The 26,413-nt window shown below is 65.0% G+C and carries 20 protein-coding genes; 17 read left to right on the forward strand and 3 right to left on the reverse strand.

Going from position 1 to position 26,413, the window contains the following annotated elements:
* From Q0602_RS03775 to Q0602_RS03785, 3 genes are all read left to right on the forward strand, one after another.
* A partial coding sequence (locus tag Q0602_RS03775) for an ATP-binding cassette domain-containing protein (RefSeq protein ID WP_298839200.1) occupies nt 1–321 on the forward strand: 321 nt, incomplete at its 5' end.
* Between the two features lie 28 nt (nt 322–349).
* Nucleotides 350–1,504 carry an ABC transporter permease gene (locus tag Q0602_RS03780; protein ID WP_295036346.1) on the forward strand — a complete coding sequence of 385 codons (1,155 nt, stop codon included), beginning with the start codon at nt 350–352 and terminating at the stop codon, nt 1,502–1,504.
* Between the two features lie 52 nt (nt 1,505–1,556).
* Entirely contained in the window at nt 1,557–2,513 is a 957-nt protein-coding gene (locus Q0602_RS03785) for a D-ribose ABC transporter substrate-binding protein (protein ID WP_295036345.1), read from the forward strand.
* Between the two features lie 76 nt (nt 2,514–2,589).
* Here the strand turns inward: Q0602_RS03785 and Q0602_RS03790 are convergent, their stop codons facing one another.
* From Q0602_RS03790 to Q0602_RS03800, 3 genes are read right to left on the reverse strand one after another with little or no spacing between them, the layout of a single operon-like run.
* Nucleotides 2,590–3,393 carry a DeoR/GlpR family DNA-binding transcription regulator gene (locus tag Q0602_RS03790; protein WP_223119838.1) on the reverse strand — a complete coding sequence of 268 codons (804 nt, stop codon included), beginning with the start codon at nt 3,391–3,393 and terminating at the stop codon, nt 2,590–2,592.
* On the reverse strand, nt 3,390–4,478 hold the full coding sequence (locus tag Q0602_RS03795; RefSeq protein WP_298839210.1) for an alcohol dehydrogenase catalytic domain-containing protein: 1,089 nt from the start codon (nt 4,476–4,478) through the stop codon (nt 3,390–3,392). Before Q0602_RS03795 ends, Q0602_RS03790 begins: the two co-directional genes overlap by 4 nt.
* A gap of 51 nt (nt 4,479–4,529) precedes the next feature.
* Nucleotides 4,530–5,480, reverse strand: a complete 951-nt coding sequence (locus Q0602_RS03800; protein WP_295036341.1) for a substrate-binding domain-containing protein — start codon at nt 5,478–5,480, stop codon at nt 4,530–4,532.
* A gap of 308 nt (nt 5,481–5,788) precedes the next feature.
* On the opposite strand from Q0602_RS03800, the gene Q0602_RS03805 reads away from it, so the two are divergent.
* From Q0602_RS03805 to selB, 14 genes are all read left to right on the forward strand, one after another.
* Complete coding sequence (locus tag Q0602_RS03805) at nt 5,789–7,351, forward strand: FGGY-family carbohydrate kinase (RefSeq protein WP_298839214.1); 1,563 nt, start codon at nt 5,789–5,791, stop codon at nt 7,349–7,351.
* Nucleotides 7,348–9,174, forward strand: a complete 1,827-nt coding sequence (locus Q0602_RS03810) for a glycerol-3-phosphate dehydrogenase/oxidase (RefSeq protein WP_298839217.1) — start codon at nt 7,348–7,350, stop codon at nt 9,172–9,174. The genes Q0602_RS03805 and Q0602_RS03810 overlap by 4 nt, the downstream gene beginning before the upstream one ends.
* On the forward strand, nt 9,171–9,974 hold the full coding sequence (locus Q0602_RS03815; protein ID WP_298839220.1) for a hypothetical protein: 804 nt from the start codon (nt 9,171–9,173) through the stop codon (nt 9,972–9,974). The genes Q0602_RS03810 and Q0602_RS03815 overlap by 4 nt, the downstream gene beginning before the upstream one ends.
* 213 nt (nt 9,975–10,187) lie before the next feature.
* A complete protein-coding gene (gene metK / locus Q0602_RS03820) occupies nt 10,188–11,408 on the forward strand; it encodes a methionine adenosyltransferase (RefSeq protein ID WP_298839222.1) in 1,221 nt (406 codons plus the stop codon).
* A 96-nt stretch (nt 11,409–11,504) separates the two neighbouring features.
* On the forward strand, nt 11,505–12,752 hold the full coding sequence (locus Q0602_RS03825) for a sodium:proton antiporter (RefSeq protein ID WP_298839225.1): 1,248 nt from the start codon (nt 11,505–11,507) through the stop codon (nt 12,750–12,752).
* A gap of 125 nt (nt 12,753–12,877) precedes the next feature.
* Nucleotides 12,878–14,215 (forward strand): TAXI family TRAP transporter solute-binding subunit, encoded by a 1,338-nt coding sequence (locus tag Q0602_RS03830; protein ID WP_298839228.1) that lies wholly within the window; start codon nt 12,878–12,880, stop codon nt 14,213–14,215.
* A 28-nt stretch (nt 14,216–14,243) separates the two neighbouring features.
* Nucleotides 14,244–14,741 carry a DUF1850 domain-containing protein gene (locus tag Q0602_RS03835; RefSeq protein WP_298839231.1) on the forward strand — a complete coding sequence of 166 codons (498 nt, stop codon included), beginning with the start codon at nt 14,244–14,246 and terminating at the stop codon, nt 14,739–14,741.
* A 23-nt stretch (nt 14,742–14,764) separates the two neighbouring features.
* On the forward strand, nt 14,765–16,954 hold the full coding sequence (locus Q0602_RS03840) for a TRAP transporter permease (RefSeq protein WP_298839233.1): 2,190 nt from the start codon (nt 14,765–14,767) through the stop codon (nt 16,952–16,954).
* Between the two features lie 167 nt (nt 16,955–17,121).
* A complete protein-coding gene (fdnG, locus tag Q0602_RS03845) occupies nt 17,122–20,190 on the forward strand; it encodes a formate dehydrogenase-N subunit alpha (protein ID WP_298839271.1) in 3,069 nt (1,022 codons plus the stop codon).
* Between the two features lie 9 nt (nt 20,191–20,199).
* A complete protein-coding gene (gene fdxH, locus Q0602_RS03850) occupies nt 20,200–21,138 on the forward strand; it encodes a formate dehydrogenase subunit beta (RefSeq protein ID WP_295036332.1) in 939 nt (312 codons plus the stop codon).
* Nucleotides 21,135–21,782: a formate dehydrogenase subunit gamma gene (locus tag Q0602_RS03855; RefSeq protein ID WP_295036331.1), complete on the forward strand. Its 648-nt coding sequence runs from the start codon at nt 21,135–21,137 to the stop codon at nt 21,780–21,782. The genes fdxH and Q0602_RS03855 overlap by 4 nt, the downstream gene beginning before the upstream one ends.
* Nucleotides 21,766–22,743 carry a formate dehydrogenase accessory protein FdhE gene (gene fdhE / locus Q0602_RS03860; RefSeq protein WP_298839238.1) on the forward strand — a complete coding sequence of 326 codons (978 nt, stop codon included), beginning with the start codon at nt 21,766–21,768 and terminating at the stop codon, nt 22,741–22,743. The genes Q0602_RS03855 and fdhE overlap by 17 nt, the downstream gene beginning before the upstream one ends.
* Nucleotides 22,744–22,913: 170 nt before the next feature.
* Nucleotides 22,914–24,359, forward strand: a complete 1,446-nt coding sequence (selA, locus tag Q0602_RS03865; RefSeq protein ID WP_298839241.1) for an L-seryl-tRNA(Sec) selenium transferase — start codon at nt 22,914–22,916, stop codon at nt 24,357–24,359.
* Complete coding sequence (selB, locus tag Q0602_RS03870; RefSeq protein WP_298839244.1) at nt 24,356–26,350, forward strand: selenocysteine-specific translation elongation factor; 1,995 nt, start codon at nt 24,356–24,358, stop codon at nt 26,348–26,350. The genes selA and selB overlap by 4 nt, the downstream gene beginning before the upstream one ends.
* Nucleotides 26,351–26,413 lie beyond the last annotated feature (63 nt).

Here is a 26,413-nt window from a genome sequence, read left to right on the forward strand (position 1 = left end):
GAGATCGGCTCGCTTTCCGGCGGCAATCAGCAGAAGGTGGTGATCGGCAAGATGCTGGCGACCCATCCCCGGGTGGTGGTGCTCGACGAGCCGAGCCGCGGTATCGATATCGGGGCCAAGGCCGAAGTGTTCAAACTGCTGGCGGAAGGGGCTGCCAAGCAGGGGCTGGCGGTGATCTTCTCCACCTCCGAGGTCGGCGAATGCCTGAGCATCGCCCATCGTATCGTGGTGATGAGCCGCGGACACATCGCGGCGGAGTTCGGCGCCGACGTCTCCAAGGAACAGATCATGGCCGCCTCGGGCGAGGCCGTGGTCGCGTGAGCGCTTTTACTCGAAGGGAGTTTTGATTATGTCCAAGCACAGCCAAGCGCCAGCGCGCCAGGGTGGCGGCTTCGATCTGGGGCGAATACTGCTCGAGGGTCGCGCCTTCTTCGCCCTGATCGCGATCATCATCATCTTCTCGGCGTTGTCGCCGGTCTATTTCTCGACCAACAACTTCCTGACCATGTCGTCCCACGTGGCGATCTTCGGGCTGCTGTCGATCGGCATGCTGCTGGTGATCCTGACCGGCGGCATCGATCTGTCGGTGGGCTCGACCCTGGGACTGTGCGGGGTGGTCGCGGGCTTTCTGATGCAGGGCGTGAGCTTCGACATGTTCGGTGTCACGCTCTATCCGCCGGTGTGGGTGGTAGTCATCCTGACCTGCGCGGTCGGCGCGTTCATCGGCGCCATCAACGGGGTACTGATCGCCTACTTCAAGGTGCCGGCCTTCGTCGCCACCCTGGGATTGCTCTACGTCGCCCGCGGCGTGGCGCTGCTGATGACCGATGGCCTGACCTACAACAACCTCGGCGGCAGCCCGGAACTGGGCAACACCGGGTTCGACTGGCTGGGGTTCAACCGCCTGTTCGGTGTGCCGGTGGGAGTATTGATTCTGGCCGCGGTGGCGATCGTCACGATCCTGGCGCTGGCGCGCACGCCGTTCGGACGCTGGGTCTACTCGACCGGCGGCAACGCGCGGGCGGCCGAGCTTTCCGGCGTGCCGGTCAAGCGGGTGCAGGTTTCGGTCTACGTGCTCTCCGGTATCTGCGCGGCGATCGCGGGGCTGGTGCTGTCGTCCCAGCTCACCTCTGCCGGCCCCACCGCGGGCACCACCTACGAACTGACCGCCATCGCCGGCGTGGTGATCGGTGGCGCGGCGCTGACCGGCGGTCGCGGCAACGTGCGCGGCACCCTGCTCGGCGCCTTCGTGATCGGTTTCCTCTCCGACGGGCTGGTGATCATCGGCGTCTCCTCCTATTGGCAGACCGTGTTCACCGGTGCCGTGATCGTGCTGGCGGTGCTGCTCAACAGCATCCAGTACGGCGGGCGCAGGAAGCGTGTGGCCACGCCTGCCGAGCCAAAGGCACCCGACAACCCCTCTTCTCCGGCCTCGAGCGGCGATGCCGCGCGCGTGACATCCGAGGCGGAAAGTACGGCCGGTAAACCGGCAACACAGCACTAGCCTCACCGTTGCACGCTAGTCACCACAATCGCAAAAAGAAGGGTGATCCATCATGTTCAAGACAGGAAAACGCCTGCTGATCGCAGCCCTCGCCGTGAGCGCGCCGTTGCTCGCCGGAAGCGCCATGGCGCAGGACAAGGGACTGATCTCGGTCATCGTCAACGATACCTCCAACCCCTACTGGTTCACCGAGGGCAAGATCGCCCGGGAAACGGCCGAGGAGTTGGGGTATCGCGCCAACGTCAGCGCCCACAAGGGTGATACCAATACCGAGAGCCGCCAGATAGATACCGCGATTACCAACCAGGCCAAGGCGATCATTCTCGATCCCGCCAACGCCGATGGTTCCGTCGGTGCGGTGCGCAAGGCCGTCGAAGCCGGCATCCCGGTGTTCCTGGTCAATGCGGAAATCAACGAGCAGGGGCTGGCCAAGGCGCAGCTGGTATCCAACAACGCCCAGGGTGCCGCCCTCGGCGCGCAGCAGTGGGTACAGACGGTCGGCGACTCGGCCAACTACGTCGAGCTGAAGGGCGCGCCGTCGGACAACAATGCCGCGACCCGCTCCAACGGCTACGAGACGGTGTTGAGCCAGTACCCGGATCTCAAGAAGGTCGGCGAGGACGTCGCCAACTGGGACCGCACTCAGGGGTTCAACAAGATGCAGAGCCTGTTGCAGGCCAACCCTGACATTCAAGGCGTGATCAGCGGCAATGACGAGATGGCGCTGGGCGCGATCGCCGCACTCAAGGAAGCCGGCAAGCTGGACGATGTCGTGGTCGGTGGCTTCGACGGTTCGCCCGACGCGGTCGATGCGGTGAAGTCCGGCGAGCTCGCCTATACCGTGCTGCAGCCGGTGGCGATCTTCTCCAAGGCCGCGGTGCAGATGGCGGACAAGTTCATCACCACCGGCGAAACCGGTGTCCAGGGCGAGAAGCACCTCTTCGACTGCATCCTGATCACCCCGGATAACGTCGACCAGTACGTCTCGCCGTTCGTGCTCAAGCCGTAAGACGCAAAGCCGTTCGTCGATCCACCGCCGCGGGCCCTGGCCCGCGGCGGTTTCGTTTTGTCGATGCCGTTTATGGTCAAGCTTCGATCAGGCGATAACGGATCTCGGCCTCGTCCAGCGTGGCGCGATGTTCGGCGGCAAGGCTTTCGTCGATCAACACGAGGTCGAACTCCTTGAGATCGGCCAGCCGATGCAGCGCGCCATGGCCGAACTTGGCGCTGTGGACGAGCAGGATCCGGCGCTCTGCCGCCGCCATCTGGGCGCGCTTGATCTGGGTCACCGTCGGGTCCTGAACGTAGGCGGTAGTGCCGAGGATGGCCGATGCGGAGAGCACCGCCACGTTGGCACGCAGGTTGGCGAGCGTCTGCTCGCAGAGCAGGCCGAAGGTGGCATTGAAACGGGGCTGGTAGTCGCCGCCCAGGGTGATCAGCTTGATGCCGCTGGCGGCCTTGAGCCGGTCGATGCTCTCCAGGCCGTTGGTGATCACGGTGAGCGGCTCCCGCGCCGGCAGCAGCAGGGCGAGTTCGGCGGCAGTGGTGGAGTCGTCCAGCATCACCGCTTCGCCGGACGCGATCTCCTCCAGGGCCGCACGGGCCAGCGCCTGCTTTTCCCGCGTGGCGATATGCGAACGCAGCGCGAAGTTGCTTTCGAACACGCTGGAAGAGCGGGTGGTGACCCCGCCATGCTGCTTGTTGACCATGCCCTGGTCGGAGAGGGCGTCGAGATCGCGGTGTACCGTCATCCGGCTGACGCCGAAGCGCTCGGCCAGCTCGTCGACCTGGGCCGAGCCGGCCTGGATGATGTAGTCCAGCATCGCCTGGCGGCGCGCTGGTGCCCCCCGTGTCACGGTGCGAGGGGTCATGGTCGTGGGTGAAGTCATGACTCTCCCGTCGTCAACACCACCTTGATCGAGTCGCGCCGGGCGGCGATCTCGAAGCCGCGCTCGAAGTCGGCCAGCGCAACGCGGTGGGTGACGATGCCGCGAGTCGTCACCAGCCCGCGGGCCAGCAGGTCGATCGCCACCGGGTAGGTGTGCGGCGAGAGATGCGAGCCGCGGATATCCAGCTCCTTGCGGTCGCCGATGGTGGACCAGTCGACGCTGGTGGGCTCCTTGAACACGCTGAACTCAACGAACCGACCGAGCTTGCGTAGCGACTCCAGGCCCTGGACCACGCCGCTCGAGGAGCCCGTGGCGTCGATGTAGACCTCGCAACCGTAACCGCCGGTGAGTGCCCTAACTTCCTTGGCAACATCGTCGCGATGCGGGTTGAGGCCGTGATCGGCGCCGTAGTCGCGAGCCAGGGTCAGGCGGTCGTCATGAGTGTCGACCAGAATCAGCCGTTTGGGCGTCTTGAGCCTGGCGAGCTGAACCATGGCCAGGCCGATCGGGCCGCCACCGGCGATCACCACGGTATCGTCGAACTGGATGTCGGCGCGGTTGACGGCGTGGATGCCGCAGGCCAGCGGTTCGAGAAAGGCGGCATCCTCGAGGCTCAGGCCCGGGTCGACCGGGTGCAGCACCGCATTGGCCGGCACGCGCAGGTATTCGGCCATGCCCCCATCGGCCACGCCGCCCTGGAAGCCGAAGATATGATGCACTTCGCACATCCAGTAGTGGCCGCGCTGGCAGTAGAGGCATTTGCCGCAGGGGAGAATCTGTTCCGGCACGACGCGATCCCCGAGCGCAACGCCGAAGTGTTCCCCGGCACCGTCGCCCAGTGCGACGACTTCACCCGCGAATTCGTGGCCGACGATCATCGGTGGCTTGACGAAGGGGGCAAAGCGGTCGCCGTCGCCCCAGTACATGGCGGCGCCGTCGCGGCACTTGAGATCGCTCGAGCAGATGCCGCAGGCCTGGATTCCCAGAATCAGCTCGTTGGGGCCGGGGCGGGGCGTGGGCACGCGCTCCAGCCGGTAGTCGCCTGGGCCGCGACAGACCACGGCTTGCATGTCATCGGGTAGCATCGTCACGGTCTCCTGAATTGGTGAGCGAAGATCCACGTCAAACGTCGCCGACTACAGATAGTCTTCGATGTTGTCCTGGTCTATGAATACATGTCCGGTATCGATGTACTCGGGCACTTCTGCACCATTGGCGCGCTGCCAGGCGCTGATGATGAACCAGTAACCCATCAGTCTGGGGCGGAGTGCGGACGTGGAATCGATGACGCCTTCCTGGATCAGGCTCAGGGTCTGATTGAGGTCATCGATACCGACGATCTTGATCTCACCTGCCTTGCCGGCCTCCTTGACTGCCTGGCCGATGCCGATGGGGCCGGCGGCATTGGAGGGAATCCAGCCATCCAGCTCGGGATGAGCCTGCATGATCGCCGCCGCTTGATTCTGTGCCGTGGAGATACTGTCGTTGTCGACACCGGTGGCGACGACTTCGATATCGGGATGACGATCGAATACCGCGCGGCTGCACTCGGCGCGCTGCGCATGGTTGGACGCCGTTGGCACGCCCATCATGATGGCGACGTTGCCTTTCCCGTCGAGGAGTTCGACCAGGCGTTCCGCCGCCACCATCGCCTGGGTGCAGTAGTCGCTGCCGACGACGGGCAAATGCATATCCTCGATACCCTTGTCGTCGATGACCGAGACGGGGATCTCCTGCTCCAGGGCCTCGCGGATCACGGCGCGGTTGCCGGTGGGGTCGAGCAAGTCGGTAATGATGGCGTCGGGGCGAGTCGCAATGGCTCTCTCGAGTATCTGATTCTGCTCGGCGACGCTGGCACTCTGGGGGGCGGTGTATTGAACCGTGACCTCGGCACCGGTCAGGCGCTGAATTTCACGAGCGGCTTCCTGAGCCCCCTCGTTGAGCTGGTCGAACCAAGGGTGCACGACCTTGGGAACCACCACAAAGCGATACTGGCGCTGAGCATCGTCGGCATGAGCCGTGGTGGACATCGCCCCTAGGGCCAACGAAAGCACCCAAAGCACGTTTCGAAGCATGGCGTTATACATGATGTTCAACTCCTGCGAGGAGAAGGTTTTTTGTTGAAGTGTACCGGGTGGCGCTGCAACTGCGATCGGCGATGAAGAAATAACATCAAAAAGTGATGATTCGCCCTATGACTTTGGTCTCGTTGAAACCCTGTCTTCAATGGGTGGATTTTAAATTATTGAAAATAAAAAGTTTATTGATGTTCATGTTTTGATTTAACACCATCGTCTAACGTCCATGGATCACAAAATAGTGTTAGAAATGGCGCTCGCGAAGCTCTCGCACCATAGGCAAGCGTGCCGGGAGACGAAATCAACGGGAGGCAGCCATGTCACGCGGTTATCTGCTGGGGCTGGACGGTGGCTCCAGTTCCACCAAGGCGGTGATCTTCGATACCCAGGGCAACGTCGTGGGGATCGGGCGGGAATCTTCCCGGCTCGAGCATCCCCAGGCGCACTGGGTCGAGCGTGACATGAACGTCGCCTGGACGAGCGCTGCCGAATCGATACGTGCCGCCCTGGCGGCCGCCGGCCTGGAGGGCGGCGAGATACTGGCGGTAGGCGTCACGGCCCACGGCGACGGGCTCTACCCCCTAGATCGCAAGGGTGAGCCGCTCGGCCACGCCATCACCTCGCTGGACAGTCGTGCCGCGGGTATCGTCGAGCGCTGGTGCCAGCAGGGCATACGCGACGAGGCGCTGGCGCGGATCGGGCAGATGCCTTTCGCCTTCTCGCCGGTGACCTTGCTGGCGTGGCTGCGGGCCAACCAGCCCGAGCGCTACGCCGCTCTCGCCCACGTCCTGACCTGCAAGGACTGGCTGCGATTCAAGCTGACCGGCGAGATCGCCACCGACTTCACCGAGGCCAGCACCGGCTACACCGACGTCAACACCCAGCGCTACAGTCGCGACGCACTGTCGATGCTGGGCATCGCATCGGTGTTCGAGGCCCTGCCCGACGTTCGCCTGCCCGAGGAGGTCGCCGGCCAGGTCTGCGAGTCGGCAGCGCGCGCCACCGGCCTGAAAGCCGGTACGCCGGTCGCCACGGGGTTGCATGACGTTACCGCCAGCGCGGTGGGGCTGGGCAACGTCGCGTCGGACACGCTGACCATCGCGGCCGGCACCTTCAGCATCAACGAGGTCTTTTCCGACGCGCCCAAGCCCGATCCGCGCTGGGCGACACGCAACGGGCTACGCCCTGGCCAGTGGCTCAACATGGCGATTTCACCGGCGTCCTCCAGCAATCTCGAATGGTTTCACCGGCAGTGGGGGCAGCCGGGAGATGGCGGCACGGGCGCCTTTTTCGCCGAGATGGAAGCGTCGCTGGACGCCGCTTTCCGCAGCCCGTCACGACTGGTCTACCACCCGTTCCTTTATGGTTCGCCCTACGATGAACCGGCCAGTGCCGGCCTGTTCGGCCTCCAGGGATGGCACGACCGTGGCCATGTCCTGCGTGCGATCCTGGAAGGGGTGGTGTTCAATCACCGGGTGCATGTCGATGCCCTGGCCTCGACCTTCGCCATCGAGCGCGTGCGCATCACCGGCGGCGGCAGTCACTCGCCGCGGCTGGCCCAGCTGTTCGCCGATTCGCTGGGTCGACCGCTGGAAACGTCGCGAATCCAGGAGGCCGCGGCCTGGGGCGCCGCGATCTGCGCCGGGGTGGCAGCCGAAGTGTTTCCCTCCATCGCGTCGGCCACGTCGCTTTGCGAGGTCGACCACCGCTACAACCCCGATTCGGAGCGCCAGGCCGCGTGTCAGCAGGGCTTCGAGCGCTACCAGCGTCTGATCGAAGGGATGAGAACGCTATGGGCGACGCTGGACGTCGAGGCGTCGCCCCCGGATTCACCCGACACTTCGGCGGAATCCACGCCGACGATGGGAGCAAGACGATGACGGAACCCGCCAATGCCATGCCGCCGACGCGTCGGCAGACCCTGGATCGCCTGCGGGCGGACCCCGCGGTGTCGGTGCTGATCATCGGTGCCGGCATCAACGGCGCCGGGCTGTTCCGCGATCTGGCGCTGCAGGGCGTCGATACGCTGATCGTCGACAAGCAGGACTTCTGTGCCGGCGCCAGCGCCGCGCCGTCGCGACTGATCCATGGTGGACTCAAGTATCTCGAGACCGGCGAGTTCCGGTTGGTGGCGCAGTCGACCCGCGAGCGCAACCTGCTGCTGCGCAACGCGCCGCACGTGGTGCATCCGCTGCGCACGGCGATGCCGACGCACAGCTGGTGGGGCGGAATCTGGCCGTCGATCCAGCGTTTCTTCCGCCGGCCGGCAAAGATCGACGACCGCGGTATCCTGATCAGTGAAGCGGGGCTGACGCTCTACGATTTCCTCGGCCGCCATTTCCGCAGCATGCCGCGTCATTCGGTGACGCTGGGGCGCAAGGTACGGGAATCGCTGCCGGACATCCGGGATGACGTCAGGGCGCTGCACACCTACTACGACGCGGCGATCAGTCAGGCCGAGCGGCTCGGGTTCGAACTGATCGACGACGGCTGCAGAGCCCATCGCGGCGCGATGGCGCTCAATCACGTCACCCTGACCGGGAGTGACGGTGAAGCGATAACCTTCGACGATGAAGAGGGCAACGCGTTCCAGGTTCGCCCGCGGATCATCGTCAATGCCGGCGGCGCCTGGATCGACGAGATCAATCGCCAGCTGGGGCAGGAAACGCGGCATATCGGCGGCACCAAGGGCGGGCACCTGATCGTCGACGTGCCCCAGATTCGCGATCAGCTCGACGGGCGCATGATCTACTTCGGCACGCCCGATGGTCGCATCTGCCTGATCTATCCGTTCATGAGTCATGTGCTGGTCGGTGCCACCGACATCCGCTGCACCGACCCGGACCAGGCCGTCTGCGACGACGACGAGCGCGATTACCTGCTCGAAGCGGTGCATTACCTGTTTCCCGAGGTGACGATCGGTCCGGATCAGGTCCGCTACCGCTATAGCGGTGTGCGACCATTGCCGCGCAGCGACGCTGCCGATCCGGGCCAGATCAGCCGCGATCACGCCATCGTCGAGGATCGCATCCACGCCTGGCCGGTGTTGTCCCTGGTGGGTGGAAAATGGACCACGTTTCGCGGGTTTGCCGAAGAGGTGGCCGACGATCTGCTGGCGAGGCTGGGCCGCCGGCGCGAGATCGATACCCGGCAGTTGGCCATCGGTGGCGGGCGCGACTTTCCCCGCGATGCGACGTCGCGGGAGGCGTGGCTCGCCAGGGTGACCGCCCTCTGCGAGGGCGACCGGCATCGGGCCATTACCCTGCTGGATCGCTACGGCACCCGGGGTGAAGCGGTGGCACGGCACTGCGCGGGGATGAGCGCTGGCGGTGCCTGTCGCCAGCAGCCGCTGGATTCGCTGGCCGCTTATCGTGTCGGAGAGATCGATTTCGTCTGCCGCTTCGAGCGCGTCGAGCATCTGGCGGACGTGCTGTTCCGGCGTCTGCCGATCGCGTTGGCCGGCCAGCTCGACGGCGCGGTGATCGAGGAGATCGCGACGCTGTGCAGCGGGGCCCTGGCGTGGTCGGAAGACCGCTGCCGGGATGAGATCGAGAGGGTACGGGAGATCGCCGTGCGCGCGCACGGTGTCTCGTTCGGCCCGGGCGCCGACGACACCACGGCGAGTGGCGACGAGCCGCTCTCTTCCACATCGGGAAACGCCCCGCGCAAGGGGACTTCCTCCACTCAGGAGCCAGCGTCATGACCAGCATGCTTTCTGCCAGCGGATTGCGAACGGGGCGGCTGTTTCGCCGCGAGACCGGCCTGACCTGCATGGTGGCGTTCGATCGCACGCTGCTGGCGGGCCCGGTGGAGCATGCGATCGATGCACGCCGCACCTGCGAAGCCATCGTCTCGTCGCGACCGGATGCGGTACTGCTGTCGCCGGGCGTGCTCAAGTCCTGCGGGGATCTGTTCGCCGACAGCCGCGCCCCCAGAATCGTGCTGCGAATCGACTATCCGATGGTGGGCGACTTCACCCTGGCGGGGGAGGAGCATCACCGCATGATCGCCACCCCCGCCCAGGCCCATGCGATGGGCGCGGATGCCGTGGTGATGTGCTTGATCTCCGGTTACGACGACCCCCGACGCGAGGCCGACAACATCGAGGCGGTGGCGGAGACCGCGCGTCAGTGCGAGGCGATCGGGCTGCCGCTGATCGTCGAGGCGGTGGTGTGGGGGGCCAGGGAGGAGGGGCTGCTCGATGGCGAGCGGATCGCACGAATCGCGAGGATCGCCGCCGAGCTGGGGGCCGACCTGATCAAGGCGCAGTACAATGGTGACCCCAGGGATATGCGGGCTCTGGTGGAGAGTTGTCCGGTGCCGGTGCTCGTCCTGGGTGGCGCGGCGATGAACGATGACGAGGCGCTGACGCGCTTTACCCGCGATGCGCTGGAGAACGGCGCCAGCGGGGTGATCTTCGGCCGCAACGCCTGGCAGCGCGAAGGCGTGAGCGGTGGCATCGAGCGGCTGGTCTCCATCGTGCATGGGAGTGGCGCCGAGTGAGGCGACGCGACCCGTGTCGAAAGCGATGGCGTCGGTGGCAAAACATAGGCAGCTAGCTGTTGTGTGTGTAGACTTTTGTACCCTGTCCCGACCCGCTCGGGTCAGCGATGCCGTGCGTCGTTTCACCCGTCCTTCCGACCGGCGGCGCTGCGTTTTGTCAGGCGGGCCGCACGCGCGGGCCGCAACCAGTGAACGAAGGGATCTCCGTACGCCATGAGCGAATACTCTCTGTTTACCTCCGAATCCGTGTCCGAGGGTCACCCGGACAAGATCGCCGACCAGATTTCCGATGCCGTCCTGGACGCCATCATCGCCCGCGACAAGCAGGCGCGCGTCGCCTGCGAAACGCTGGTCAAGACCGGCGTCGCCATCGTGGCCGGCGAGATCTCCACCACCGCCTGGGTCGATCTGGAAGACCTGGTGCGCAAGGTGATCATGGATATCGGCTATACCTCGTCGGAGGTCGGCTTCGATGGTGAAACCTGTGGCGTGATCAATCTGATCGGCAAGCAGAGTGTCGATATCGCCCAGGGCGTCGACCGCAGCAAGCCCGAGGATCAGGGCGCGGGAGACCAGGGCCTGATGTTCGGCTACGCCACCAACGAGACCGAGTCCTTCATGCCGGCGCCGATCCATTACTCGCATCGTCTCGTCGAGCGCCAGGCGGAACTGCGCAAGAACGGCACGCTCTCGTGGCTGCGCCCGGACGCCAAGAGCCAGATCACCTTCAGCTACGACGACCAGGGCCAGCCCAACGGGGTCGATGCGGTGGTGCTCTCGACCCAGCACGATCCGGACATCTCCCAGGACGACCTGCGCAAGGCGGTGGAGGACCTGATCATCCGCGACGTGTTGCCGGCGAAGTGGATCCACGACGACACCCGCTTCCATATCAATCCCACCGGCAAGTTCGTGATCGGCGGCCCGGTGGGCGATTGCGGCCTGACCGGGCGCAAGATCATCGTCGACACCTACGGCGGCATGGCGCGTCACGGCGGCGGCGCGTTCTCCGGCAAGGATCCGTCCAAGGTCGATCGCAGCGCCGCCTACGCCGGACGTTACGTGGCCAAGAACATCGTCGCCGCGGGGCTGGCCGACAAGTGCGAGATCCAGGTCTCCTATGCCATCGGCGTCGCCGAGCCGACCTCGGTGTCGATCAACACCTTCGGCACCGCCCGGGTCAGCGAGGCCAAGATCATCGAACTGGTGCGCGAGCACTTCGATCTTCGCCCCCATGCGATCACGCGGATGCTCGACCTGCTCCACCCGATGTATCAACTGACCGCGTCCTACGGGCACTTCGGCCGCGAGCCGTTCGAGTCCAGCTATACCTGGACCGACGTCAACGGTGAAACCCAGACCGAAACCTTCACCGCCTTCCCGTGGGAGAAGACGGACAGGGCAGAGACCCTGAGAGCCGCCGCCGGGCTGTGACGAAGAGCCTCGGGCTCGGTCAGCGGTACAGGACAAAGCGGACCCGCCAATCGGGTCCGCTTTTTTGATGAGCCGGCGACGACAGGGAAGAAGCCGATGCTGGAAATTGCAGCCATCTTCATCACGATCACTGCGCTGTTTGCGTGGTTCAACTATCGGTTCGTCAAGTTGCCCGCGACGATCGGGGTGATGTTCATCTCGCTGGTGACGTCGGTGCTGCTGATCGCGTCGAGCCATCTCGGATTCGACGCGATCACCGACTGGGCCGAAGCCTGGCTGGGACAGATCAACTTCAACGCCCTGCTGATGGACGGGATGCTCTCTTTTCTGCTGTTCGCCGGGGCGCTGCATGTCGATTTTCACCAGTTGAAGCGCTATCGCTATTCGATCGGCCTGCTCGCCACCGTCGGCGTGGTGATCTCGACCGTGGTGATCGGCAGTGCCGCCTGGTGGCTCTTCCGCACTTTCCACATCGGCGTGCCCTATCTCTACTGCCTGGTCTTCGGCGCCTTGATCTCGCCGACGGACCCGATTGCCGTTCTCGGCATCATGCGCAGTGCCGGTGCGCCGGAGGACATGGAGATCAAGATCGTCGGCGAGTCGCTGTTCAACGATGGGGTCGCGGTGGTGGTGTTCACCGTGTTGCTGGGGGCGGCGACCGCGACAGAGGCGCTGACGGTGGCGCACTCCGCGATACTGTTCCTGGAAGAGGCGGGCGGCGGCATGCTGCTCGGGCTGGTGATGGGGTATGTCGCCTACCGGTTGATGAAGAGCATCGACCAGTACCAGATCGAAGTGCTGGTGACGCTGGCACTGGTGCTGGGTGGCTACACGCTGGCGACGCACCTGCAGGTCTCGGGGCCCATCTCGATGGTCATCGCCGGGCTGTTCATCGGCAATCGCGGGCGCGAACACGCCATGTCGGAGACGACCCGGCGCTACGTCGATGGCTTCTGGGAGCTCATCGACGAGATCCTGAACGCGGTGCTGTTCGTGTTGATCGGCCTCGAGCTGCTGCTGATTCCCTTCGAATGGTCGTATCTGATCGTCGCGGGCCCGGTGATCGGCGTGATCCTGCTGACGCGCCTGACCACCATCGGCCTGCCCATCGTCGCGTTGAGCCGCTGGGTCCGCTTTCGCCACGGAACCACGCGCGTACTCACCTGGGGCGGGTTGCGGGGCGGGATCTCGGTAGCGCTGGCGCTGGGCCTGCCCGAGAGCGATTACCGAAATACCATTGTGATGGTGACCTACCTCATCGTGCTGTTCTCGATTCTGGCCCAGGGCCTGACCATTGGCGGTGTGGTACAGCGGGTAGTCTCGCAGGAATCCGACGGATCTTAGACTTTAGTGGTATGTGGCGGCTCAGGCATGGTATCGGCGCCGGGCGTTCCTTACTCTTGTGTGATTGTGTTGTGTCTTTTTCTTCGGCCGACCGGCCGATGGTATTCAAAATGACGGGGTGAACCATGATGTTACGCACAGGGATGCTGGTCGCGGCACTGGGCCTGTCCGGCGCGCTGCTGGTGGGCTGCGGCGACGACAGCGATGATCAGGCTAAGAGCGAAACTCAGGAGCCGTCGTCCTCCCAGCAGGAATCCCAGTCCTCCGGTTCCGGCTCCGACACCCAGGAGATGGCCGCTTCCGACGCCTCCGGCAGCGGCAGTAGCGAAGGCAGCGGTGGCGGCGAACCCGTCAACCTGATCTTCGGCACCGGCGGGACCGGCGGTAGCTACTACCCCATCGGCGGGGCGCTGAAGGGGGTATTCGAGAAGAGCGACCTGGTCGACGGCGTGCAGGTGGTCTCGACCGGCGCCTCCGTGCAGAACATCAACAACATCAACGACGGCCTTAACCAGGTCGCCATCGTGATGAGCGACGTCGCCTATGACGCGGTCAAGGGCCAGAACCAGTTCGACGGCCAGCCCGCCGACATCGAAACCATCGCCGGGATGTATCCCAACGTGGTGCAGATCGTCGCCACCGCCGATAGCGATATTCACAGCGTTGCCGACCTGAAAGGCAAGCGCGTCGGGGTCGGCAAGGTCGGATCCGGTGTGGAGCAGAGCGCCGCCAAGGTGCTGGAGTCCGCGGGACTGAGCTACGATGACCTGGCCCAGGTCAGCCATACCGGTTACGCCGATAGCGTCACCGAGATGAGCAATGGCAACCTCGATGCCGCGTTCTTCACCTCCGGCGTTCCCAACTCCAGTATCACCGGCCTGATGCAGAGCACCGACATCACCTTCGTACCGGTCAGCGGTGACGTCGCCTCCACGCTGCTGGAGAAATATCCGTACTACGAGAACTACGAAATCCCGGCTGGCGCCCCCGAGCGTTACAACCTGGGCGATGCCGTGGATACGGTGGCGATCCGCAACATCATGATCGTGCCCTCCTCCATGCGGGACGACGTCGCCGAGGATCTGGCCAAGCGCTTCCACGACTATCTCGAGTCCGGCAGCGTTTCCGTCGGTGCACTCAAGCAGTTCGATCCTGCGACCATGGACCAGAATCTGGTCGTGCCGCTACATCCGGGCGCCAAGGCGTATTACGAGACGCTGGCGAGCTCCGCGGAGGCGACCTCCGGTGATGACGCCACGACCGCTGGCGACAACAGCGATCTCTCGGAAGAGACCGCCTCCATGTCGGCCAACGAGCAAGCGGCCACGACCGAAGCCGATGGCACCGAAGCCGAACCGGCCAAGCAGACCAGCGCCGAGACGCCGGAAGACAATATCGAGCCTACCGAAGGTAGCGACACCAACGGCAACGAGAACGCCCAGGACAAAGAACCGCAATCCTGAGCGTGGGTGACCGCGTGTCCGGCAAGCCATGACGCGTAAGACAGCACTGAGTCTGGCGGCGGTGGCGATCCTGGTGATCGCCACCGTGCTGTATCCGCTACCGTGGCTCGTCGTGCGCGACGGACCCCAGTGGCGGTTTGCCTTTCCTGGGTGGCAGGGCACGACCTTCACGCTGCGCTGGATGCACTCGGTCGAGAAGGAAGACTGGGAAGAGTGGTTCGAGGTGACCGCCGATGACGCCATCGAGATCACCGGGACGCGCTTCAAGACCTTCGGCGCTGGCGTACCGTCGCATGCCGGTACCGAGACCCATCTCGAGGATGGGTGGGTAGTGATGACGGGGATCGATCGCGTGGTCGATCCGCTGGCGGTGCAAGCGGCGGTGGAAGAGCATTACCGCCTGATTTTCGCCGGCCATACCATTCCCCTGTCGCGTGGCGACCCTCCCATCATATTGACCTTTTCCATACTCAGGGTGCCGTTGTGGCAGGCCTTGCCGGCACTGGTGCGGCCCTGGTTATCGTAGATCCCGCCTGGCGAGGATGAGAAATGTCCGAACAAAAAGTCACGGTTTCCGCCGATGGTCCCGAGGATCCGTCGGTCAAGGAAGCGCTGGAGAAATTCGATCGTGAGAGCCTGGTCCGGGATCGACTGCCGCATGGGGTGATCCAGTTCGTCACGGCGGTGTCGGTGCTGCTGGCGCTGTTTCACCTCTACACCTCGTTTTCGGGGCCGCTGGTCGATGTCGCCCAGCGCAGCATCCACCTTTATACCCTGCTGGGGCTGGCCTTCATCCTCTATCCGCTGACCCGCAAGGGGGCCCGCGATCGGGTGCCGTGGGGGGATGCGGTCGTGGCGCTGGTGGCGTTTGGGATCGGTGTCTACATGCTGACGGTGTCGGATCGTGTCATCGCCTCGGCGGGGCGCATCAACAATGTCGACATGGTGGTCGGCTTCGTGGCGATTCTGCTGGTGCTGGATGCCACCCGGCGCGTCACCGGTTGGGGGCTGACGATCCTGGCCTCGCTGTTCCTGGTCTACGGCTTCTACGCCAAGCTTTCGTTCTATCCGCAGGTGAACGAGGCGATCGTTCTCGCGACGTGCAAGCAGATCGTCTCGCACCTGGTGTACATCACCGAGGGCTTGCTGGGTACGGCGATCGGGGTCTCGGCGAGCTACATCATCCTGTTCATCCTGTTCGGTGCCTTCCTCGGCAAGTCCGGCCTTGGGCAGCTGTTCAACGATCTGGCGCTGGCCATCGCCGGGCATACCCGTGGCGGCCCGGCCAAGGTGGCGGTCATCGCCAGCGGCTTCCTGGGATCGATCAACGGCTCCGCCATCGCCAACGTCGTGACGACCGGCGCCTTCACCATTCCGCTGATGAAGAAGACCGGCTACAAGCCGAACTTCGCCGGTGCGGTGGAGGCTGCGGCCAGCGTCGGTGGACAGATTCTGCCGCCGATCATGGGCGCGGCGGCGTTCATCATGGCCGAGGTGCTCTCGGTGCCTTACACCCAGGTGATCCTGGCGGGGATCATCCCGGCGCTGCTCTTCTACCTCGGGGTGCTGTTCCAGGTCCATCTGCGTGCCATGCGCAACGGGCTGGAGGGGATTCCCCGTTCGCAGTTGACCCCGCTCAAGGAGGTGATGCTCAAGCGAGGCCATCTGTTGATACCGATGGCGGTGCTGCTGTGGCTGCTGTTCGAGGGGAGGGCGCCGTTCTTCGCCGCCTTCTGGTCGATCGCCGCGACGGTGCTGATCTGCGGCACGCGTCGCGTGACCGTCGGGCTCGGCCTGATCCTGACGCTGCTGATCTTCGAGCCCCAGCTGCGGGCGCTGATCGGCGGTCATGCCCTGCCCAACTTCCCGGCCAGTCGCTGGATGCTGTTCGTGATCATCGCGATTCCGGTGGCGATCAACGCGCTGCGGGCCAGGCTCGGGATGGTGGCCGAGAAGATGGATGTGGGGGATTGCCGTGACGCCATGCACGATGGGGTGCGCAACGCGATTCCCGTCGCCGTGGCCTGCGGGGCGGTCGGGATCATCGTGGGTATCGCCACGCTCACCGGCATCGCGCTGGAGGCGGCGGATGCCGTGGTGACGCTGGGACAGCAGATCCCGATCCCGATGATCCAGCTGCTGGTCACGCTGGTACTGACCATGATCGCCTCGATCGTGCTGGGCATGGGGCTGCCCAGCATCCCGACCTACATCATCACCAGCACCATGGCCGCGCCGATCCTGCTCAACCTGCCGATGTTCCGCGAGCTGGCCGGCAGCAACGAGACGGCGATCTTCGTCGCCCACATGTTCGTGTTCTACTTCGGGCTGTTCGCCAATCTGACCCCGCCCGTGGCGCTGGCGGCCTACGCGGGGGCGGGCATCAGCGGCGGCTCGCCCAACGCCACCGGCTTCCAGGCGATGAAGCTCGCCATCGCCGGGTTCGTGGTGCCGTACATGTTCGTGTTCGCCCACAGCATGCTGATGATCGATGCGACCCTTTGGAACACGCTGTGGGTCATCGTGACCGGCGTGGTCGGCGTGCTGCTGCTGGCGGTGGCGGTGGAGGGTTACCTGCGGCGGCCGCTCAATCCCTTCTGGCGGGTCCTGGCGGCGGTGGGCGCGCTGGCTCTGATCTTCCCGGGGCTGGCCAGCGACATCGTCGGTGCGGTGATTACCGTGGTGCTGTTCCTGCTGGCCAAGGCGAAGCCGGAAGTGAGGTCCGCCGGCACGACCTAGCCCGGCGACGCCGAGCTTCGCGACGACGCCCGCGCTCCTGCCAAGGAGGGCGGGCGTTTTCGATGGCGTCGACGGGCAATACCGGCCGAGGTTTGCTATAAGGAATCCAAGGCGTCCGTTCCTTAGCAGAGATGCCGGCCAATGACCGATGAGGATGGCACATGTCAATCAATGTCACTCGGCGCCAGTTTTTCAAACTGGGCGGAGCGGGATTGGCGAGCTCGAGCCTGGCGATGATGGGCTTTGCGCCCGAGCCCGCCGAAGCCTCGATCCGCCAGTTCAAGCTGACCCACGCCAAAGAGACCCGCAACACCTGCACCTACTGCTCGGTAGGCTGCGGCATCCTGATCTACAGCAAGGGTGACGGTTCCAAGAACGTCGAACAGAACGTCTTCCATATCGAAGGCGACCCCGACCATCCGGTGTCCCGTGGTTCGCTCTGCCCCAAAGGCGCCGGTCTGCTCGACTTCGTTCACAGCAAGGGGCGGCTCGAATATCCGCAGGTGCGTGAAGCGGGCTCCAGCGAATGGACACGCATCAGTTGGGACGAGGCGCTCAACCGTATCGCCCGGCACATGAAGGACGATCGCGACGCCAACTTCGTCCAGCGCACCGCGCAGGGCGAGACGGTCAATCACTGGACGACGACGGGTTTCCTGGCCGCGTCCGGCTCTTCCAACGAAGCCGGTTACATCACCCACAAGGTGGTTCGTAACCTCGGCATGGTGGCGTTCGACAACCAGGCACGCGTCTGACACGGACCGACGGTGGCAGGTCTTGCCCCTTCATTCGGTCGCGGTGCCATGACCAATCACTGGGTCGACATCCGCAATGCCAACTTGATTCTGTCGATGGGCGGCAACTCTGCCGAAGCGCACCCCGTGGGCTTCCGCTGGGTCACCGAGGCCATCGAGCACAACAAAGCCGAGTTGATCACGATCGACCCGCGCTTCACTCGTACCGGCGCCGTGGCGCAGGACAAGGCGTTCATCCGTACCGGCACCGATATCGCGTTTCTCGGCGGGCTGATCAGTTACCTGATCGAGACCGACCAGATCCAGCGCGAGTACGTGCTGAACTACACCGACGCGGCACTGATCGTGCGCGAGGATTACGGGTTCGAGGACGGCCTGTTTTCCGGGTATGACGAGTCGACCCGCAGCTACGACAAGCAGTCGTGGATGTACGAGATGGGCGACGACGGTTTCGTCCGCCGCGACGAGTCGTTGCAGGAACCGCGCTGCGTCTATCAACTGCTGCGAGAGCACTACTCGCGCTATACCCCGGACATGGTGTCGAGCATCACCGGGATCACGGTCGACGACATCCAGCGGATCTGGAAGAAGATCGCGGCGATGGCGGTACCCGGCAAGACCATGACCATCCTCTACGCGCTGGGGTGGACGCAGCACTCGACCGGTTCCCAGATCATTCGCACCGCGGCCATGGTCCAGCTGTTGCTGGGCAACATGGGGATGCCGGGCGGTGGCGTCAACGCCCTGCGTGGCCACTCCAACATCCAGGGGTTGACCGATCTGGGGCTGCTGTCCCAGTTGCTGCCGGGCTACATGACGCTGGCCAATGCCAAGGAGCAGGATTACCGCGCCTACATCGACAAGCGCACCAAGCAGCCGACCGTCGAGGGGCAGGTCTCCTACTGGAAGAACTATGAAAAGTTCCACGTCAGCCTGATGAAGGCGTGGTACGGCGATGCCGCCAACGAAGGCAACAACTGGTGCTTCGACTGGTTGCCCAAGCTCGAGCGACCGCTCTACGACATTCTCGACACCTTCGAGCGCATGTCCAAGGGCGAGCTCAACGGCTACTTCTGCCAGGGCTTCAACCCGCTGGCCTCGTTCCCCGACCGGGCCAAGGTGACCAGGGCGCTCTCGTCGCTGAAGTACCTGGTAGTGATGGACCCGCTCAATACCGAGACCAGCGAGTTCTGGAAGAACTATGGCGAATACAACGATGTCGACTCCAGCCAGATCGACACCGAGGTGTTCCGTCTGCCGACCTGCTGTTTCGCCGAGGACGAGGGCTCGATCGTCAACAGCGCCCGCTGGTTGCAATGGCACTGGGCGGCGGCGCCGCCGCCGGGGGAGTCTCGTCCCGACACGCGGATCATGGGCGAGCTGTTCCTCAAGCTGAAACGGCTCTACCAGGAGGAGGGGGGTGTCTTCCCCGAGCCGATCGTCAACCTGACCTGGGACTACAAGGTTCCCCACGAGCCCAAATCGGAAGAGCTCGCCCGCGAGTTCAACGGCCGTGCGCTGGAGGATCTGACCGACGAGCAGGGCAACGTGACCCGGCGAGCCGGTGAGCAACTGGCCGGGTTCGCCGAACTGACTGCCGACGGCCGCACTGCGGCGGGTTGCTGGATCTTCACCGGCTGCTGGACCGAAGCCGGCAATCAGATGGCCAATCGCGACAATTCGGACCCCTACGGTACCGGCAACACGCTGGGTTGGGCCTGGGCCTGGCCGATGAACCGGCGAATCCTCTACAACCGGGCCAGCGCCGATGTGCAGGGGCGGCCGTGGGACGCCAGCAAGGCGTTCGTCTGGTGGGATGGCGAGCAGGGTGCCTGGGTGGGGGCGGACGTGCCGGATTTCCCGACCAACTCGCCCCCGTCGCAAGGGCAGATGCCGTTCATCATGCAGCCGGAGGGTGTCGGCCACCTGTTCGCCGGGCAGAGCATGATCGACGGGCCGTTCCCCGAACATTACGAGCCGTTCGAGTCACCGGTGCCGCAGAACCTGCTGCATCCGGGCAAGGAGCGCGCGCGCAACAATCCGGCCGCGCGCATTTTCGACGAGGATCGTGAGGCGCTGGGCAAGCCCGAGGAGTTCCCGCACGCGGCGACCACCTATCGCCTCACCGAGCATTTCCACTTCTGGACCAAGCACGCCGAGCTCAATGCCATCGTGCAGCCGCAGCAGTTCGTCGAGATCGGTGAAGCGCTGGCCAGCGAGATCGGCATCGCGGCCGGTGACTGGGTGAAGGTGTCGTCAAAACGGGGCTTCATCAAGGCCGTGGCAGTGGTGACCAAACGGCTGCGGCCGATGATGATCGGCGACAAGCAGGTCCACCATGTGGGGATCCCGCTGCATTGGGGCTTCACCGGGGTGGCCAAGAAGGGCTATCTGGTCAACGCCCTGACGCCCTTCGTCGGCGACGCCAACACCCAGACGCCGGAGTACAAGTCGTTCACCGTCCGCGTCGAGAAGGCGTGAGGAGCGAAAATGGATAATTCACAGAACATCATCGCCCGCTCCGCCACCACGACGACGCCTCCTCAGGTCCGGAGTCACGTCGATGAGGTTGCCAAGCTGATCGATGTCTCCAAATGCATCGGTTGCAAGGCCTGCCAGGTGGCGTGCATGGAGTGGAACGACCTGCGCGACGACGTCGGCGAGTGCCACGGCACCTACGACAATCCCACCGACCTGACCGCCAATTCGTGGACGGTGATGCGTTTCAGTGAGTACGAATCGCAGGAGGGCAACCTCGAGTGGCTGATCCGCAAGGATGGCTGCATGCATTGTGCCGAGCCAGGCTGCCTGAAGGCATGTCCGGCCCCTGGCGCCATCGTGCAGTACGCCAACGGCATCGTCGACTTCGACTCCAACCACTGCATCGGCTGCGGCTACTGCATTACCGGGTGTCCGTTCGATATTCCGCGTATCTCGCCGAAGGACCAGAAGTCCTACAAGTGCACGCTCTGCTCGGATCGGGTCAACGCGGGGATGGAGCCGGCCTGCGTCAAGACCTGCCCGACCAACTGCATCGAGTTCGGCACCAAGACGGACATGCTGGCTCGAGCGGAGAAGCGGGTGGGCGATCTCAAGGCGCTCGGCTTCCGTGACGCGGGCATCTACGATCCGGCCGGAGTCGGCGGCACGCACGTCATGTACGTGCTGCACCACGCCAACGACCCCAACCGTTACAGCGGGCTGCCCAAGGATCCGCGTATCTCGCCGCTGGTCGGGGCGTGGAAGGGCGCCACCAAGCCGATCATGTCGGCGATCATCGGCATCACCGCGTTTGCCGGGGTGATCCATTACATGACCAAGGGGCCGAAGGAGGAACCGGAAGAGCGGACGGAACACGGGCAGGAAGACGTGCCGCCACCGCATTCGCTCGGCTACGATGCCACCCGTCCGCGGGGAGAAGACCGATGAAGATGCCACGCGATCGACTGATTCGTTATTCGCCGCTGGACCGCGCCAATCACTGGACCATGGCCATGGTCTTCGTGCTGCTGGCGCTATCCGGGCTGGCATTCTTCCATCCCGCCTTCTTCTTCCTGAGCCATACCCTGGGCGGGCCGGTATGGGCGCGCATCCTGCACCCGTTTCTGGGGGTGGTGCTGGTCTTGCTGTTCTACGCCATGGCGGTGCGACACGTGCGTCGCAACCTGCTCGGCGAGAACGACATCCAGTGGGCGCGCCAGATCGGCGACGTGCTCGACAATCGCGACGACAAGCTGCCACCCATCGGCAAGTACAACCCGGGCCAGAAGCTGGTCTACTGGTCGCTGGTAGTGTCGATCGCGCTGTTGCTGCTCAGCGGCGTGATCATGTGGCGGCCGTGGTTCGCCGGTTATTTCCCGATTCCGCTGATCCGTTTCGCCAGTCTGCTCCACGCGGTGTCGGCGTTCGTGGCCATCGTCACCATTGTGGTCCACGTCTATGCCGCCATCTGGGTCAAGGGCTCGATTCGCTCCATGACCCGAGGCTGGGTGACCCGGGCCTGGGCACGCCATCACCACGGCCTGTGGGCCCGTGAACAAGAGGAGGCGCAGCGCCGTGAGCAGCAGCCCTGACGACGACAGCCCTGACAACCAGCCCGGGCCGAGCGCGACCCGCGAGCACGCCTTCGGCCAGTCGCCCCCGTCGCCGGGAGCGCCGCCAATGGTCGGACTGCCGGGGCGCAAGCTGTTTGCCGAGCGTGGCCAGCGCCTGCGGCAACTGGCCGAGCGGGTCCCGGCGATGGCACCCTACCTCCAGTTCATGGCGATGATCGTCGAGGCGCAGCATCGCGTCGTCCAGCAGTCGCGTCCGGCGTTGACGAGCGGGGCGGAGTTGGCCATGCGCCATGGCATCCCGCCGCTGTCGGTAGACGGCCTGTGGCGCGACATGTCATGGCCCGACGATCTCGAGGCACTGCTGAGCGAGCTTGACGGACGGGTCCTGGCCCCGCAACGCACCTGGTTCGAGGCGTTGCGCCAGTTGCCCGACGCGGACCGGGCCGAGCTGGCCCGCGCCGTACTGGAGGGTAAGCCGTTGCCGCTCGAGCAGCGTGCCATGGCGCCGCTGGTGGGTGCGGCGCTGCAGGTGGCGTGGACGCGCCAGGCAAGAATGCTGCCGGCGATCCCGCCCAGACCGGCTGACGTCGCCAGCGGGCTCTGTCCATGTTGCGGCGCCCTTGCGGTCGGCAGCCTGATCCAGATCGGCATGGCGCGCTCCCGGGTGCGTTACCTGCAGTGCGGCCTCTGTGCCAGCGAGTGGTACGCCGAGCGTGCCAAATGCGTGCAGTGTGGCGACAGCAAGACCCTGGATTATTGCAGTCTCGAGGATGAACAGGGCGAGCGGGTGCTGCCGATCCAGGCCGAGACCTGCGATCACTGTCACAGCTACCTGAAGCGCGTCAATCGGGAGTGGGAAGCGGATGCCGATCCGCTGGCCGATGATCTCGCCAGCCTGGCCCTGGACATGATGATCGCCGATCGAGAACTGGAGCGGCGCGCGTTCAATCCACTGCTGGTGTTGGGCGAGCCGGGCTAAGCTTCGAGCTTCGAGCTTCGAGAAAGGGATTGCGAACTTCGCGAGTCGACGGGGAGTGTCTTCGCGGCTCGCGGCTCGCGGCTCGCGGCTCGCGGCTCGCGGCTCGCGGCTTGTATTGGCGCCAGCTCGACGATTAAATCGAGGTCACAGTCAGCGACCTCGAGCCCGTCATGCCCGACACGATCGCTTCTTCGATGGATCTCCGCCGCCAGTTGCCGGGGGTGACGACACTGCTCGACCATCCCGAACTCCAGCCATGGCGGCAGCGCCATGGTGACCGGCTGCCGATACGCGCCATTCGCGAGACGCTCGCCCACTATCGCCAGCGCTTGAGCGAGGGCGCGGCGGACGACATCGGTGACAACCGGCCCGAGGAGATCGACCTGATCGCCGCGATCAGGGTACGACTCGAGCTTTTGACACGCGCCAATACCCGTCCGGTCTTCAATCTGACCGGCACCGTCATCCACACCAATCTGGGGCGTTCGCCGCTCTCCGAAGCGGCCATCGAGGCCGTCGTCCAGGCTGCCCGCCACCCCGTCGCGCTGGAGTACGATCTTGAGAGGGGGCGGCGCGGCGATCGTGACCGTCTGGTGGAGGATCTGCTGATCGAACTGACCGGTGCCGAGGCGGCGACCGTGGTCAACAACAATGCCGCGGCCGTGCTGCTGTCGCTCACGGCCCTCGGCGCCGGGCGCGAGGCAGTGATCTCGCGGGGCGAGATGATCGAGATCGGCGGCGCCTTTCGGATGCCGGACGTGATGTCCGCCGCCGGCTGTCGGCTGGTCGAGGTCGGTGCCACCAATCGCACCCACGCGCGGGATTTTAGCCAGGCGCTCGGTGACGACAGCGGGTTGATCGTCAAGGCGCACACCTCCAACTACGCCATCACCGGGTTCACCAGCAGCGTGCCGGAGCGCGAGCTTGCCCGGATTGCCCACGAGCATGGCATACCGTTCATGATCGATCTGGGCAGCGGCGCATTGACCGACTTCCGCGCGCTGGGCCTGCCCCACGAGGCCCAGCCGTCGGAGGCGATCGCGGCGGGCGCCGATCTGGTGACCTTCAGCGGCGACAAGCTGCTCGGCGGTCCGCAGGCGGGTATCGTCGTCGGCAAGCGTGAGCTGATCGCCCGGCTCAAGCAGCATCCGCTCAAGCGGGCGCTGCGCTGCGACAAGCTCACGCTGGCGGCGCTGGAGGCCACGCTCCGGTGCTATCGAGACAGTGATAGGCCATCGCGCTCGCTGCCGACGTTGTCGATGCTGGCGCGTGATGTGGCCACGATTGGCGACCAGGCGAGCCGATTGAAGCCGTCGATGCAGGCGGCACTCGAAGGCATTGCCGAGGTGAGCTGTCGGGATTGCCGCAGCCAGCTCGGCAGCGGGTCCCTCCCGGTGGATCGCCTCGACAGCCGTGCGCTGGTACTCCATTGCCCAGGGAGTCGTGATCTATCCCGGCTGGAGTGCGTGCTTCGCGGCTTGCCGCGACCCGTGATAGGGCGAGTGCACGAGGGGGCGCTGTGGCTGGATCTGCGCTGCCTGGATGGCGACGAGGAGGAGCGCCGGTTCGTCGAGCAGCTCGATACCCTTCGGCCGCTGTGGGATCGCACGGCATGATCGTCGGTACCGCGGGGCATGTCGATCACGGCAAGACGGCACTGATTCGCGCGCTCACCGGTGTGGCCACCGATCGCCTGAAAGAGGAGCAGGTTCGCGGTCTCACCATTGAGGCCGGCTATGCCTATCCCGAGCCGCCACCGGAATATGCCGGGGCCACGCTGGGGTTCATCGACGTGCCGGGCCACGAGCGCTTCATCGCCAACATGCTCTCCGGCGCCGTGGGTATTCAAGCGATGTTGCTGGTGGTCGCGGCGGACGACGGCATCATGCCGCAGACGCGCGAACATGCCCGCATTCTGGAACTGCTGGGCGTGACACGGGCCTGGGTGGCGCTGACCAAGACCGATCGCGTCGAGCCCGACCGTATCGCGCAGGTCATGCTCGAGCTGCAGGGCTGGCTGGCGGATACCGCCTTCGCGGGGGCGCCGATCTTTCCGCTCTCCACTGTTTCGGGCGAGGGCGTCGGCGCACTCGAACACGCCCTGTGGACGGCGGCCGTCAAGGTCCCGGAAGACGGCATTGTCTCGGGAGACGGCGATATCCCCGGGAATAGCGCGGCAGCCACTCCCGTTTCGGGTCGCTTTCGGCTCGCCGTCGACCGTGTCTTCACCAAGCGGGGGGCGGGCGTCGTGGTCACGGGAACGGTGCGCAGCGGCCGGGTATCGCTGGGTGACAGCGTCCGACTGTTACCGACCGGCCTGGGGGCACGCGTGCGCGGATTGCGGTGTCAGGATCGCGATGCAAAAGCCGCGAGCCGGGGCGAGCGCTGTGCCATCAATCTCAGCGGCGCCGATATCGAGATTGGGCGTCTGGCGCGGGGCGATTGGGTCGTGGCCGAGGCTTCCCGGCTCGGCGATCAGCACCGGCTCGATGTCGTTCTGCGTTCGCTGCCGGAGTCACCGCCGCTCGAGCACTGGGCGCCCGTTCACCTCCATCATGGCAGCGCCCATGTCACCGGGCGCATCTCGTTACTGGAAGCGGAGGTTTTGGCGCCCGGGGCATCGATGCTCGCGCAACTGGTGCTGGACTCGCCGTTGCAGGCGGCACACGGTGATCGAGTCGTGATTCGCGACCACGGGGCCAGTCACACGTTGGGCGGGGCCCGCGTGCTTGATGTCGATCCTCCCAGAAGAGGCGCCAGGAAGCCGGCGCGCCTCGCCTGGCTGCGTCGACTCCAGGCGTTCCTGCCGGACGGTCGCGGCGCTCAGGACCCGCGGGTGCTGTGGCAAGCCCCGACGCTGGACGAGGAGAGCGTGGATCTCGTGGCGTTGGCTGCCAATCTCGACAGGGAGACGAGCGAACTCGAAAGTGATGCCACGCTTGGCGGCTGGGAGGTCATCACCCATCAGGGCGAGAGTCATGCGCTTCCCGCGCCGATGCAGCAGCGGCTTTATGGCAGGGCGCTGGAATGCCTGGCGCTGACGCATGAACAGGAGCCCGTCATGCGCGGTGTCGACGTCGACCGCTTGCGCCGCATGGTGGCGCCTCGGCTGTCGGCCGGTCTGTTTCGGCCTCTACTGGAGCGCTGGAAGGTGGGCGGCGAGATCGTACAGCACGGTCCGTTCGTGGCGCTGGCTTCCCACGAGGCCTCGCTGTCGCCCGACCAGGCCCAGCGCTGGGAGCGTGTGCAGCCCCTGTTGCAGGCATCACCCTTCGATCCGCCGCGAGTGCGCGACATTGCGCAGCAGTTTGGTTGGCCCGAGAGCGAGGTGCGGAGCCTGCTGAGAAGCTGCGCGCTACTCGGCTGCGTTTACCAGTTGCGCCACGATCACTTCTTTCTGGCGCCCCATGTGGCCGAACTGGCCAGGTTGATTCGTCGACTCGACGGCGACTCTTCGGTCGGAGCGACGGCGGCGGCATTTCGCGATCGGGTCGGCTGTGGTCGGAAACTGGCGGTGGCGATTCTCGAGTTTTTCGACCGGGTCGGATTCACGCGGCGCGTCGGGGATGGTCACAAGGTGATCCGGGAAGATATGCTGTTCGAGTGACGGGGCTCGGCCCTTCGGTCGAGCGCCCGGAGTGGGCCAGAGCCGGCGAGCGAGAGCATCTCG

Source organism: uncultured Salinicola sp., from assembly GCF_937921195.1.
Taxonomy (GTDB): Bacteria; Pseudomonadota; Gammaproteobacteria; order Pseudomonadales; family Halomonadaceae; genus Salinicola.